This window comes from Parabacteroides sp. 20_3, from assembly GCF_964238835.1.
GTDB classification, from domain to species: Bacteria; Bacteroidota; Bacteroidia; order Bacteroidales; family Tannerellaceae; genus Parabacteroides; species Parabacteroides distasonis.
Genome location: NZ_CAXSNO010000004.1, coordinates 182,790 through 195,770 on the forward strand (window position 1 = coordinate 182,790; position 12,981 = coordinate 195,770).

General features: G+C 49.6%; 17 protein-coding genes and 1 pseudogene. 2 read left to right on the plus strand and 16 right to left on the minus strand.

Going from position 1 to position 12,981, the window contains the following annotated elements; all coding sequences use genetic code 11:
* Positions 1–2: 2 nt before the first annotated feature.
* Entirely contained in the window at positions 3–518 is a 516-nt protein-coding gene (locus ACESPU_RS09905; protein ID WP_008779475.1) for a glycoside hydrolase family protein, read from the plus strand.
* A 76-nt stretch (positions 519–594) separates the two neighbouring features.
* Here ACESPU_RS09905 and ACESPU_RS09910 read toward each other — a convergent pair whose 3' ends face one another.
* Positions 595–1,521, minus strand: a complete 927-nt coding sequence (locus ACESPU_RS09910) for a hypothetical protein (RefSeq protein WP_008777839.1) — start codon at positions 1,519–1,521, stop codon at positions 595–597.
* Positions 1,522–1,565: 44 nt separating this feature from the next.
* Positions 1,566–1,856, minus strand: coding sequence for a DUF4120 family protein (locus ACESPU_RS09915; RefSeq protein ID WP_005647125.1), 291 nt, complete (start codon positions 1,854–1,856; stop codon positions 1,566–1,568).
* A gap of 322 nt (positions 1,857–2,178) precedes the next feature.
* Between ACESPU_RS09915 and ACESPU_RS09920 the strand changes: the two genes are divergently transcribed.
* Complete coding sequence (locus tag ACESPU_RS09920) at positions 2,179–2,523, plus strand: hypothetical protein (protein WP_005647127.1); 345 nt, start codon at positions 2,179–2,181, stop codon at positions 2,521–2,523.
* Positions 2,524–2,583: 60 nt separating this feature from the next.
* On the opposite strand, the gene ACESPU_RS09925 is transcribed toward ACESPU_RS09920, so the two are convergent.
* The 14 genes and pseudogenes from ACESPU_RS09925 to ACESPU_RS09990 form a co-directional block, all read right to left on the minus strand.
* Complete coding sequence (locus tag ACESPU_RS09925) at positions 2,584–3,294, minus strand: hypothetical protein (RefSeq protein ID WP_005647129.1); 711 nt, start codon at positions 3,292–3,294, stop codon at positions 2,584–2,586.
* Between the two features lie 2 nt (positions 3,295–3,296).
* Positions 3,297–3,662: a hypothetical protein gene (locus ACESPU_RS09930; RefSeq protein WP_005647131.1), complete on the minus strand. Its 366-nt coding sequence runs from the start codon at positions 3,660–3,662 to the stop codon at positions 3,297–3,299.
* Between the two features lie 10 nt (positions 3,663–3,672).
* Entirely contained in the window at positions 3,673–4,695 is a 1,023-nt protein-coding gene (locus ACESPU_RS09935) for an LPD29 domain-containing protein (RefSeq protein ID WP_005647133.1), read from the minus strand.
* 12 nt (positions 4,696–4,707) lie between these two features.
* On the minus strand, positions 4,708–4,917 hold the full coding sequence (locus ACESPU_RS09940) for a hypothetical protein (RefSeq protein ID WP_005647134.1): 210 nt from the start codon (positions 4,915–4,917) through the stop codon (positions 4,708–4,710).
* A 1-nt stretch (position 4,918) separates the two neighbouring features.
* On the minus strand, positions 4,919–5,551 hold the full coding sequence (locus ACESPU_RS09945; protein WP_005647136.1) for a hypothetical protein: 633 nt from the start codon (positions 5,549–5,551) through the stop codon (positions 4,919–4,921).
* Positions 5,548–6,135 carry a hypothetical protein gene (locus tag ACESPU_RS09950; protein ID WP_005647137.1) on the minus strand — a complete coding sequence of 196 codons (588 nt, stop codon included), beginning with the start codon at positions 6,133–6,135 and terminating at the stop codon, positions 5,548–5,550. Before ACESPU_RS09950 ends, ACESPU_RS09945 begins: the two co-directional genes overlap by 4 nt.
* 37 nt (positions 6,136–6,172) lie before the next feature.
* A complete protein-coding gene (locus tag ACESPU_RS09955) occupies positions 6,173–7,102 on the minus strand; it encodes a hypothetical protein (protein WP_005647139.1) in 930 nt (309 codons plus the stop codon).
* 90 nt (positions 7,103–7,192) lie between these two features.
* Complete coding sequence (locus ACESPU_RS09960; RefSeq protein WP_005647140.1) at positions 7,193–7,480, minus strand: hypothetical protein; 288 nt, start codon at positions 7,478–7,480, stop codon at positions 7,193–7,195.
* Positions 7,481–7,500: 20 nt separating this feature from the next.
* Positions 7,501–7,869, minus strand: a complete 369-nt coding sequence (locus ACESPU_RS09965) for a hypothetical protein (protein ID WP_005647142.1) — start codon at positions 7,867–7,869, stop codon at positions 7,501–7,503.
* Positions 7,870–7,881: 12 nt separating this feature from the next.
* The gene (locus ACESPU_RS09970; RefSeq protein ID WP_005647143.1) at positions 7,882–8,196 is read right to left on the minus strand and encodes a hypothetical protein; all 315 of its coding nucleotides are present in this window, start codon (positions 8,194–8,196) and stop codon (positions 7,882–7,884) included.
* A gap of 20 nt (positions 8,197–8,216) precedes the next feature.
* Positions 8,217–8,714: a hypothetical protein gene (locus tag ACESPU_RS09975; protein ID WP_005647144.1), complete on the minus strand. Its 498-nt coding sequence runs from the start codon at positions 8,712–8,714 to the stop codon at positions 8,217–8,219.
* An 11-nt stretch (positions 8,715–8,725) separates the two neighbouring features.
* The gene (locus tag ACESPU_RS09980) at positions 8,726–8,926 is read right to left on the minus strand and encodes a hypothetical protein (RefSeq protein ID WP_034530148.1); all 201 of its coding nucleotides are present in this window, start codon (positions 8,924–8,926) and stop codon (positions 8,726–8,728) included.
* 15 nt (positions 8,927–8,941) lie between these two features.
* Positions 8,942–11,944: pseudogene (locus ACESPU_RS09985) on the minus strand (N-6 DNA methylase).
* A 79-nt stretch (positions 11,945–12,023) separates the two neighbouring features.
* Positions 12,024–12,965 (minus strand): hypothetical protein, encoded by a 942-nt coding sequence (locus tag ACESPU_RS09990; protein WP_008777842.1) that lies wholly within the window; start codon positions 12,963–12,965, stop codon positions 12,024–12,026.
* Positions 12,966–12,981: the final 16 nt, after the last annotated feature.

Below are 12,981 nucleotides of genomic sequence, written 5' to 3' on the forward strand. Positions count from 1 at the left end.
CTATGATGAAGTTAAAAGCAATATGGTTTGCGGTACTTTCCGCCACGGTCTTTTTTCCGGGTATGCCTTCAAGGGCGGAGAATCCGGTAAAGGCAAGTCCGGACAGGTTCAGTCTTGCGGTCGAGTGTGTCAAGCGATTCGAGGGCTGGCATGGAGAGAAAAAGCATTGGCCTTATGTCGGGTGGGGTCACAAGGTTCTTCCCGGGGAGAGGTTTACCAACAGCATCTCCAAAGCGCAGGGAGACTCCATTCTGAGGGAAGACCTCCGTAAGCTGTGCCGCATGTTCAGTTATCTGGGGCGTGATTCTTTATTGGCAGCAGTCCTTTCATATAATGTGGGACCCTACAGATTAAAAGGATATGGAAAAAGACCGAAAAGCCGTCTGTTAAAGAAGCTGGAGTCGGGAGACCGCAATATTTACAAGGAATATGTCTCTTTCAGGTGCTATAAAGGAAAAGTGGTTCCGAGCATCGAACGGAGAAGGAAGGTGGAATTCATGCTGCTTTTTGAAGAGTAAATGAAAAAGGGAGAATCTTTCAGTTGTTATCACTGTCAGGTTCTCCCTTATTTCTTTGGCTTGAGAAGCTTGCATGTCAGTTTATCGGAACGGCATCCTGTACTTCCACCTCTTCAGAGAGACGGGAAAGCAGGAGTTCCGCCATGGCTCCGTTCTGTGGAATAAGGGCCGGGAAGTCTGTCTTTCCAGGCTTATATATTTCAGTGGCCACGTTGTACAAATCCCATGCGGTAATCTGTCCCTTGCTCATGGCCAGTTTCAGCACCTCTTCCGTGAAGATGGAAATCTGGCTCTGGTTCAACGGGTAGGTTTCTACAGTGGATGACAGGTTTCTGTCCGAACTGTCATGGGAAACGCGCAAGGCTGTCAGCAAGCCGATGTACAGGTAGATTTCCTCCATCGGGATAATCCGGCGTTTCAACCGCTGAATCCTTGCAATGTCCTCGTTCATGTTCACCTCGAAATTGGCCAGCCAGCCGTCCACGGTTTCGAAGAGCTCATCGGTTGTCACCTTCTTTTTCCCGTAATTGCTGATGCTCCGCTGCGGTGAGAGGATGCACTGGTTATGGCATATCTTCACGCAGGGGCCTATGGCTGCCTGTATGCCGTCCTGGTGGTAGGCGACGACCAGTGTGGTTGTCAGCTCGTCCGTCTCCCAATCCCTGATCCGGATAGTAGCGAAAATACGGCGCAGGATATGGGCTTCCACGGCTTTTTCGCCATGTGTCTGTTCCACCTGCGGGAGGATGCTCACTCCCGGCTGTGTCTTGTTTCTGTTCTGGGCAGCGAAGATTTCTTCCACCTCATAATCGAGATTGTATTTCTCGCAGATGTCCATCATGCGCCGGATGACCTGGTAATGGTAGATGCCCTGCACCGGATTGTTGTAGATGTCATTTTCTTTATAGGTGCGTTGAAGTGTCTCGAAGTTCATCACTTCAATTCCGTTTTTCTGGAAGTCAAACTGCTGTTGTCTTTCCATTACTGTCAATGTCGTTTCCATATTGAATTGAATTTTATAAAGTTAATACTGTCGTTTGCCTCTCATCAGGTGTGTATCTGCCATCCATGGAACGGCTGTAGTGTCACGGCGAAAGAACGGTCCGGTATTCCGTGATAGAGCAGACCGCCCACGATGCCTGTCCTTCCGTCGGGATAGTGTTGGGTGAAGCCGAACGAGTATGGGGCATGGTCATAGTAGAGTGAAATTTCGCTGGGACAGTCAGGATTTTCCTCCCAGCTCTTCAACCGTTCCAGGCATTTCCGGAGTGAGGTGTCACCGATGGATTCGGCATAACGCTTAACATTCTCGAAATGTTCTTCATTCAGGATTTTCATGATTCATTGTATTTTATCTGTTAAACACGTCCGGCTCCGGGAGCCGGTATTTTTATTTCTCACCTGCCTGACTGTCCCGTGGCAGTACCCGCAAGGTTTGGCGAAAGAAAATACCGCAGCCGTCAGGCGAGGATGATTTTCTTTCAGCCAACCCCGCAAGGGGCCTGACCTTGACAGGGTACACCGGACACGGGACTACCTTTGCAGGGTGGGAAATAAAATACACGGTAGTGTGCTTTGCATGGTCTGTGGCGATTCTCTTCCTGATTTGTTCGCCATTGCCGGACAAAAGATGTATTTTTGCAATTCTAATTTCAGTTTTATGGAAAACTATATAAAGAAAGCGGCGGATGCTTTCCTTGTGGAGCGTCCGTACGGTATGCGTGTGGATTACAGGAAGAAAGGATTCGTGCTGTTTAACCGTAACCTCAATGTGTTGGGAAATGCGGAACAGACCCGTCTGGAAGAACTGCCTCTGGAGCGGTTCAATGTGGAGGAGATTCCGTTGGAGGGTGAAGTCGTGGAGGAACACGCAGGATTTACCGATGTATTCTTCTATACCGATCTGACCAATCCCTATGCCGGATATGTGCTGAATTTGCAAAAGCTTAAAGCCTATAACCGGTTGATGTTTCCGCTGGCAATGGCGCTGAACCGTGAATTGTGAGGCCGGAAGCCGGTAGCGGTAACAGCTGCATGGAGCAGACCTTTACCGCCCCGGATTTAATTATTTGCCCTCTTTTTCTGTAATGAACGCCAGATAGGCGGACACGGCCTTATGGCATCCGGTAAAGTCCGGAGTCCGGCAGCCCTTGATTTTCCGGAAACTGACGGTGCCGTTCCTGTCAATGCCCCTCACATGCCTGTTGAATGTCCCTTTGGTTCTGATATGGATGTCAAAACCGTCCCTTCCGGTGATTTCAAGGAACATTTCTCCCGTAATCCGTTCCCCGTCCAGGAATTTCCGTTTCTGTTCATTGAGTAGCCACTGATGTTGCTCTTCCTGCACTCTGCGCTCTTCCGCCTCTTTCTCCTTCTGCTCCCTGCGTTTCTGCTCCTGTATTCTTTTATACTCCTCACGGGCTTGCACCAGGGAAGTGGTGTCAAGTCCGAGAGCCTCGAACACGCGGACGGAGATCAAATTGACGAAGGCTCCTCTTTCCGCACTTTGAAGCGTATCCGCAATCCAGTTCCTGCAATAGGTGGCGGCTTCCTCTCTGCAACCTTCTCCCTTGAGAAACCGGCGTGAATACTGCCCGCTGGAAAAATAAACGTTTTCAATCCGGCAGACCACATGGAAACAGTCATCGTCTTCATTCCCGTCTTCGTTCTTTCTTGACAGGGAGAGATATACATTCTTCGCATACGGCTCCAGTTCCATATAAGAAGCCACGACGGTATTCCCGTCAGACTTGTACTTGAACACTTTTGCTTTCATTGTTACATTTTTTTTGATTGTCCGTTCATATAATCCGTAATTCTCATTTCCAGTTCATCGTATATCCGGTTGAACAGTTCCTGGTACTCTTCCAGAAAAGCCCCGTCCGTATCGCACATGTCTTCGAGTGTCTTTCCATTTGCACGGCACAGCTCCGTATCGGCCAGCTCACAGACAATCTCGCTGAGCATCGAGCGGTCCTTGTCTTCGGGAAGCAGCCCTCCTTTTTTCAGGAGGCAGTAGTTACGGATATTGATTCGCAAATACAGGTCCGCCTCTTTCCACCGTCCATCGGGAAAAAGAGAGAATGCCTGTTTCAGTCCGTCGGGCTGTCCGCCCCACCATTCGTTCAAATTGTTCGGTTCCATATTGATAAGTTTAATTGATTACTGTCTGTTTGGTTTGCCATTGCCGATGGGCGGTGATGTATTCCTGGCGTTCCTTCTCCAGTAACGCTTCTGCTTCGGGAGTGTAGCCGATAAAACGAATGTAACCGCCGTTATATCCGGTAAGCTTGCACCGAATACCGGCTTTCTCCAATTTGTCGATCCGTTTCTGAGCCAGTTTCGCGCTTGAATAATCCTTCGGCCAGAAATAATGCTCTCCGTGTGAGCCGTAATGGTCTTCTCCGAGTATCATTTCGCCGGAATGCCTCCTGTGTTCGATGAAATCAAAGCGGGCTGTGCCCAACGCCTGCCTGATGGCCTTATGTGCCGGACCTTCGGGATGCTTGAACACTTCCGGCTTGTCCTTCCCCTTGCAGTCAAGTTTCGGCAGTTCCACCTTGTAAGGCTTCCGGTAACTCCCTATAGCCAATGTCAGGTAGAAATTGGTATGGAAATAATCCGTCATCGCATCGCTGTCATCGAAGTTGTATGACATGACAAAGTCACAGACATTCAGCATCACCTCCTTGGCACGGTCTGTAAGATCGGGGTTCCGCTCTATGTTGTAGTGGTTGATATGATCCTGTACTTTGCCGGATTCCCTGGTGAACGCCTCAAAGTCCGCACTCATCAGTTTGATGTAAATGGAATTGTAGTTCTCCCGTCTGACGGAGAACTTATATCTCGGATAGGTTTCCTTTAGCCAGATTCTCACAAGTTCTACGATTTCAGGGGCATGTTGCCCTTTGTAGTTGCGACCTTTCCAACGGTATTCATTATACACGTACTCGGTATATTCCTTTGCCGTGGCACCCGGATAGTCATGTTCATACCCGGTTGATGCGGCAGAGACATCCGGTTTGTCTTTCCAGACTTCAAAGAGCCTTTCAAACTCGGTGTTCACCTGTTGCATGATGGCAGTGTCACCACCCTTGTCCGGGTGGTGCTGCAATGCCAGACGGCGGTATTCCTTCTTCAGGTCCGCCAATGAATGTATGTTATGAAAATAAGCCATAGCTATAGGTATTTATGCCCCTGCGAGGCGGTTGATAAAATATTCCTGGTTGTCAAGGTCAAGTCCGAGGTTGCTGCACGCCATTTCGATGTCATCTTCCCTCAGGTCGTCCGCCTCCTGCAACTCGCGCAGGTACCGGATTTCAGAATCCAAGTATTCCTGCGCTTCCATATGGCTGCAACTGCATGAGTTGCTAATCTGTTCAATGATGTTAATCTGCATATTATTCGTTTTTAGAATTATACCTGTTGTAAATTTCCCGTTTATGTTCGTAGTCCCGGCTGTTCCACCATTGGTCTGCCGCATCAATGAATGTCTGCGTGTTTTCGGAAGGCGGAGAGTCACAGACTTTCAACCCTGTGATTTGTTCCTTTGTTTCAAAACCGCACGACTCCCACCAGCCCTGCATCTTTTGTGTGAACTCCGCCTTAGTACAGAAAAAGACCTGAACGCCACATTCTTCGCACCATTTCCCATCGCACCACAGCCCGTTATTGTCATCATGCACATAGCTGATACGTTCATCCGTATTGGCGTTTATCCATGCTTGGATTTCCAACTGCCGTGAACCGCATTCTTTACAGACAAGGATGTCGGAATCGTCCGGCTCTTTTCTGAAAGCCCTGCCGTCATAGAGTGTAACGGCACGTTCCACGAGTAGTTTCTGGTTGTTTTCCGATAACTCGGCAAAGAACCGTTCCGCCGCGCCGAATATGGACTTGTCCGCCAATGCGGACCATTTATCCCAGAAGTGCCGGTACATATCTCCAAATACGACCTTGCATTCTTCCTTGCTCCAGGCGTTCCACATATAGTAGAAGAAGCTGGAGACAGCATTTTCCGCTTGATATTTCATTGTTCTTCAGCTTGTGGTTCTACTTTTTTGCTCTCTTCCAGTTGCTGCCATACAGCCTCATACATTCCGGAAAGCCAGTCGATGTTGCTGGCTCCGAGTTCGAACGGGCTGTAACATTCCACTTCATCACCGCTTTCTTTCTCTTCGGCAAGGACGGTCAGGCTGCTGTCCGTTACCCGGAGTCCTGTCACCCTGCATTCGTAGGGGTCTCCGTTCTTGCCAAACCATATCACCCAGACCGGGTCATAATCCTCTTCCGGAAACCGTATCGCGTTCATGGCATGGTCATGGAGCAACTGCCGTATCGCTTCGATGATGTCTTTTCGCAGTTCTTCGATCCTGTCTCCGAACACCGACATGGGGGATTTCCCGCCTCGCTGCCTTACGGAGAGAACCTGCAAGTCCGGATGACAACCGAACTTCCAGTCCGTCACTTCATCGTCATCCCGCGTTGTGTGGATGTTGCCGCCCAATACCAGACCGCAGTCTTCCGCCACCATGCTTTCCGCTTCTTCACGGTCTTCCGCCACCACTGTGTAAGTACCCTCGAAGATGTACCTTACTTTTACATCATATTTTCCCATAATCTTCTATGATTTGATTGTTGATCAGTTGATTTTATCAGGATACAATGCGAACCGCATCCCCGAAAAAGGAGTCGTCCACCCCATATACATGCCGGACCGAACAGTCATATTTGGAACGTTCGTCATCCAGCCGGAAGCGGAAACCATGATAGTCCTTGACTTCCAATTTCAGCTTTACGTCCCGTTTCAGTTCCATTTCAAGCAGGCTTCCACCACCATACGTCGAACTGAAAAGTCCGCAACAGTTGCCTTTGGGGATAATGACCTCTTTCAATGAAAAGTCGGCTTCATACAGCTCTTTCAGGCTTACCCTGCCGATGTAAGTCAGCAGGTTCGCCCCGCAGCAGGAATTGATAAGTTCCTCGTAGAATTGTTCGTAGGAAACCTGCTCCTTGCCGTTCCGGTTCTTACGGTTCGGGAAACGCCCGTAAGCCCTGTAGCCGTGTTCTGTCAGAATTTTCTTTACCCTCGCCGGATTGAGGTTAAGGCTGTCCACCATGTCCCCGAAGTAGGATTCCTCGTACCTGTAACCGCCTTGCGATTCAAACCGGTTGGAATTGATGCAGTCATAGTTGGAAAGCATTTCCACACGGATGGGGATGTCATCCGTATGCCTTACCAATTCCTTCACCACGTCCGAATCGTTGCGGCTGTAAATCTCGTCACGGATTTCATCTTCGTATTCATCGAAGAAGTCATCGACCGCTTCCCCGTCAAAGTCATGGAATACGGCACATTCCTCTTTCAGTTTCGCAATAATCTCACGGACAGCTTCCCATTCGGCATCGCTGTACCACTCGTCTGCCTTTTCCCACAAATGTTCGCGGCTCTTGCTGTCAAGGCATTTTTGAATCAGTCCGCAATGATTGTCAAGGTTGTCATTGTAGTCCGTCCATATTAGTGTATAGGCCGGTTCCATCAGGGATTTGATGAAATCCAATGTCAATGTTTTCTGTTCATCCATTTCTGTTACCTGTGTACGGCAGGATTCCTTTTCCCGTACATACCGTTATAAATGACGGAAGCGGCCTTCAAGCCGCCTCCGTGTTGTTTCCTAACCATACAGTTCCTTCACGATCTTGTCATATATTTCCTTTGCCATTTCCGTATTCCGGTTGAAGTGGAAATAAGCCGTGTATCTGTATCCTGTTCTTGGCACTCCTCCGCACTGCTGTATTGCCCTGTCTATCTCCCAGTCGATATCACCTATGCCAAGAGATATGCTTGTGCCATGCAGCATACACCGTGCGAGTTTCAATGCGGAATCTGTCTTGTCTTCCTTGCGCAACCGGTCGAAAGCCATCAGCGCGATTTGTCTGTTTGAAATCTTTATCTCTTCCATATATTTTGCATCTGTTTGGGTCAGACAATCCCGGTAAGTTGCCTGAATCGCGCAACTATTTCATTGCATTTGCTTTGGGCAAGTTCCTCATATTTTTTGCAAATGGCACAGTATGCCTTCCAAGGTTGGCCTCTAAGCTCGTGCTCGTATGAGGACCTGACCAATTCCGGATATTCTTCAAAAAGTGTCTTGAATGCTTTACGCCATTTGCGCCCTTGCCACAATCCGTTTGCTATCAATGTTATGAATTCAAACATCTGTTCGTCTGTTTTCACATCCAATGCATAAAAATGGTCTGTTGTCGGCCACACGTTGTTGGAATGCTGCCAAGTTTCTATCTGCTTGGTTTTGGCATTGTATGCCATTCTTGTAATTACCTGGTGACTCATATTGATATGTTTTTAGTTCATTACCGTATTGTCTCTTTTCCTGTCACGGCTTGCCAGCATCCCGAAATGGATGCTGAATATGCGCCGGCTGAAGCAGAGCGGCGAGTTGTATTCCACCCGTTGCCACAGGGTAAAGTGGTTGTCGGAGAATGACCATCTGAAATATCCTGACAACGAGCCGAATAGCGGATTGGCATTCCTGTTTATCAGGAACCTGTTCACATCCACGATGTGCCCTGCCGTCAGGAGAATGTTCAGTATCTCCACAAACGCCATTTGCGAATAGGGGTCAACCGGCATTACCGGTCCTTTGAAGTTGATTTCCATCTTGTATATGTTTATATGCTTTAATCGTAATTGTCATCGAATACCTCGAAACGGGGAATACCCGTGTCGAAATAGTTGCTTGATATGCCCGGACAGTACAGCAGGCTGTCATCCCCGCTGTCCGGGCAAGGCTCATCGTCGATATAGGCCGCATTTCCATAAAGTTCGATATAGTGCGCCACCAGCAGGTGCGGGTCTTCCGTACTGATGTCATGCCCGTAACGGTCACACCAGTCGAAGAAGCAATCCTTGTCGGGTTCCTCCAGCTGTTCCATCGCCTCCCTTATCTCGAAGAAGTTGGGACACAGCCATTCCCGGTTGATGAGCAGGTCCGGGATTTCCTCCCATTTCGTGTACCTGTATTCCGGAGTTTCCTCTTCGGGGAACAGTTCGGAGCAGGTGCACAGGAATTCCCCCATGTCGCCGAAGTCGGACATTTGCAGCAGGTTGTCTTTTTCCTGCCCCATGTCTATGAGATGCTGCGTGGTCACTGCCACTTCTGCCTGATTCAAGTCCATGATATTCTTCATTATAGTTTATGATTCGGAACCGGGGATTTCATTCCACAGGCTCCAAAAGGTCCGCACCCCGGCAGTGCAGGGTTTTTCGGGAAAATACCGGAGCCTCCGGCGAGGATGATTTTCCCGAAAACCGCTTGCGGCATGACCTTGCCCTGCCGGTAAGGGGGCGGGCTACCTTTGCCTGTGGAATGGAATCTGCGGTTTCTCATTTGTTTTTCCATTTTTCAGTTCATGATGCGCTGGCTTCCCCAGCTGATATGTATTTTCCCTTCGCTGTCACGCTCCCTGACCAGCAGGCTCTCGATGACGGACATGGTGACGTCGAACTCCTCGAAGATTTCCGACTGTTCCTTTACTTCGCCCGTCTTGATGAACTCGTTCAGCCGCTCTTTGGTAAGCACCAGCGCCATCAGGTTCTGCTCCACGGAGTCCTTGTAGGTGACATAATGCACGTCCTTCAGCTCTTTGGAGTCGAGACGGATGAAACGGAAGTAGAACTGCTCCATCTTCGGGATGTTCCATTGCAGGGATTCAAGTATCACGTCGTTGCAGGTGGGTATGTTCACCGAACTGCTCAGGCTCTGCTGCGTGCATACCAGTATGCCGTTGATGGTGGAATCGAACTCCGTCACGATGCTTTGCCGTTTCTTGAACGCCACGTCGCCCTTGACCACAAATACGGGACGGTCAGGAAAACATTCGCGGAGACGGCTCTCGTAAAGGTCGAATGCGGCTATGGACGTGCAGCCGACAGCCACTTTGCCGGGTATCTTCCGTACCAGCCTTTCGATGTACCTTGTCTTGTTCGGAATCCCGTCTCCGGAATAGCCCTCTATCAGGTGTGGGACGGAGCAGGCCTTGATGAGCAGCTTGATCTGGCGCATAAGCCGGAGTCCGGCATCCTTCTTTGCATCCCCCGTGCTGTTGTAATACAGTTCGCAGATGCGGCAGAACTCCTCGATGATGACACGGTAAACCTCACGCTCGCCGTCGGACGGGCTGACGGTATGTGTCCGTATCTTGTATTTTTCTCCTGCAAAGTCCCTGAACTTGCGTGTAATGACGGTCTTCCCGATAAGGCCGGCCAGCTCCTCCTTGTTATAGACATCCTGGTTCTGCTTCTCAATGCCGAACACGGTGGATTTCCCCGGACAGTGGCAGGCACGGAAAAGCACATGCCCCCTGAAAGCGGGGAACGGCTCACCATAGTGCGGATTGTTATCTTCCTCTATCTCCTTGTCCCTGTTCTCGTGGTACACCCGACTGCTCCAACAGACCATGTTTATGGAATTGTTATACAACAGCTCAAACTGGCTGTACAGTTCGGCGATGTTGTTGCGTGTGGTCGTACCGGTGTCGAGTATCTTGTATTTGAGGCGGCGGAAGAGACCGAGGATATGCCTTGTACGTTGTGACGACGGGTTGGTTATCTCGTCCGACTCGTCGAAAACAAGGCACAGTTTTCTTGAACTGCGTTTGACGAACCTTGCCATGCCCCGTTTCAGCTTGCCGAGCATGGAGGTGGATAGGACGATGAACACGCCTTCCGGCACAGTTTCCAGGTCGGCATTGTTCCTTGCCACCCGGAACTGTTCCCTGTTTATCGAGAGGAAGGGTATCCATGTCATATTGGTGGCGATGGCAGGAGCCAGTATGATGACATTCCGTACTTTGCGGAATTTGAGCAGGTATTTGGCACGATGGTACACGGCGGCAGTCTTGCCAGAGCCTTGCTGCTAGTTCAGCAGCGCGTGGCGTTTCTGCAAGACAAGGTTCAGGTCGTGTTTCTGGAGCGTGGTAAACTCGCAGGTCTCGCCGTCCTTGTTGATGAATGCACACCGGTCCAGGTATTCTTTCAGCCTGTCATCTTCTTCCATTTCCGGGAACAGCCGGTTCTGCATTTCGTACTCTCTCCGCTTGCGTCGGATCAGTTTCTCCGCCGCACGGATTTGACGCATGTTCTTTTCTGTCGGCACTTCCGGTATGGGCAGTTCAGTACGTTCCAGCACGAGGTCGTTGATACTTGCCGCCTTGTGCGGAACTTTGTCAAGGAGTCGCGGAGCATATTGTTTCAGTTTGAAGCCGTATGAGGTCTTCACCAATGCCACTTCCTTGCGAGGTACGGTATTTTGCGAGGTGATGTACCTGCGGATGACGGCAAGCACTTTCTTCGGGGTCAGTTTGTTCTTCTCCCATTGCTCCACCTGCTCCCGCGTGGCGTTCTCAGGCGGTTTCTGGTTACGGAACTTCGTGACCAACGCTTCCGCCTTGTCTATATGTTTGTTCAACTTGGCGTGCGCCTTCAGCTCGTACATGTACTTGGCAAGTTTGTACTCGAACAGCTCAAGTTCTTCCTTGTCGATCCGGTTGGTTTCGCGCATCAGGTCGAAACGCAACCGGTGTTTCATCGCCCTGGCCTCGCCGATGCGCTTTTTCAGCTCGTCCGCCGTTATGAATTCTTCCGCGTTGTAAGCCTGCATCTTGATGTGGCCCGATTTACGGAGAAATACCATGATTTTCGTATTGAAGTCATGGACTCCGACTGCGGCAAAGGCTGACGGGCCCAACTTCGTCTGACCGACAAATGAGAATCTGCCGTTTATACCGGCTATCCGTGTCTTCTCCCAGAACCCGCTCTGCATGAAGGAACAGGGCACGATGACCATCAGGATTCCTGCCGGATTGAGCACATCGTAAGCCTTGTCCATATAGTATTCCTGCGACAGTTTGTAGTCGAACTTCAAGTTAAAAGGAGGATTGCCGATGATAACATCGAAACGTTGTTCCGGATAGTATTGCCGGATATCGCATTTCTCGATATGGGCTTCCGGGTAGAGGTATCGTGCGACAGACACGGCCTTGCCGTCTATGTCGAAGCCGTAGGCATTATGCGGGTTGGGCAGATGGTTGAAGAAATTGCCCATACCGCAACACATGTCAAGAACCATTTCGGATGAGACAGGACACAGCATATCCACCATGTCCCGGCATATTTCATGCGGGGTGAAGAACTGTCCCATCTCGAACTCCTTCTTCGCTTCGGCATACTCGTGGTAGCTGGCAAAGTCGGACTGTTTGAGGTTGTGCAGCCCTCCGATACCGGTATAGCAGTTGTAGATGCTCTCCGCCGGAATGAGGTCCTTGCCGGAGTCTATGGCGAAAAGTATCTTCTCGTTGACTTCGGCACGCATACCTTGCGGTATCTGTTGGGGGATGATGGCATACATGACTTTATCTGTTTATCGTTAAAAATGAAAACACCCCGCAAGGATTGCCTTACGGGGTGCTGTGTAAATCTTATCATGGTCAGTTTTCTCTTAGGGTGATTTCATCCAGATGCAGACGCTTGAAACAACTTTCGGCTGCCGCACTGTCCTTGAACCGGACATCGATACGTCCGTTCTTGTAGAATCGGATTTGCTCGGCATTGGTGGTCGTAAGGTCGTACCAGTCTGTGACAGAAATGTCGTTGTCATCAAAACGGATAATCATCTTTGAATTTCCATTCAGTATGTCATCCGCACCGTAGGCAATGCCGGCACACAGGGTTTCCAGTTCTCCGCCGTAGTTGTAGGAGATTCTGTTCCTTTGGTTGTATTGCATGGAAAAATCGTCGAAACGGATGATTTCGGGAAAGATTATCTTGTCCTTCTTCAACTCCGTCTTGACTTTGCTCCAGTATGCCGGTCTGACAACTTTGCTCAGGCGTGCGAGCAGTTCTTCCACGGCCGTTTCCCGGAAACTCTTGCCGCCCAAGTGTTCGATGACTACATCTACATATGTGTCATAAACAGGACGGAAGCCCATCGGAAGTTTTTTTTCGTCTATTTTATACTCAGGAACCGACACTTTGTAAGTCCTGTTGAAATAAGAAATGATGCGGTTCGCAAAATTCGCGTTGGCGTTTCGGTTCTTATCCACCAGATCGTTAATCAGATCAAACGGTTTGAACTCGTTGTGTGAATAGTCTTCCCTGTCGTTATGGTAAGTGTAGAAATCACGCATGGAAACCTTGCCGTTTTCTTCGTAATGGAACTTACGTTCGGCTTGGTATTGTTCGGCTTCTTCCTTGAAGACGGCGTACCAGCGGTCAATCTGGTCGAGTGTCTTGTAAAGCAGGTTTTGCTGCGTCTGGCAATAGACACGGTCCTGTTCCGTAATCTTGTCCTCGTTTCTCACTTGTACGCTCAGAATGCCTTGAAGCAGGTCGGGAGCGTTGCCGGCCTTGGGTGCTGTTGTCGTTTGCATATCTGTTAGGGTTAAA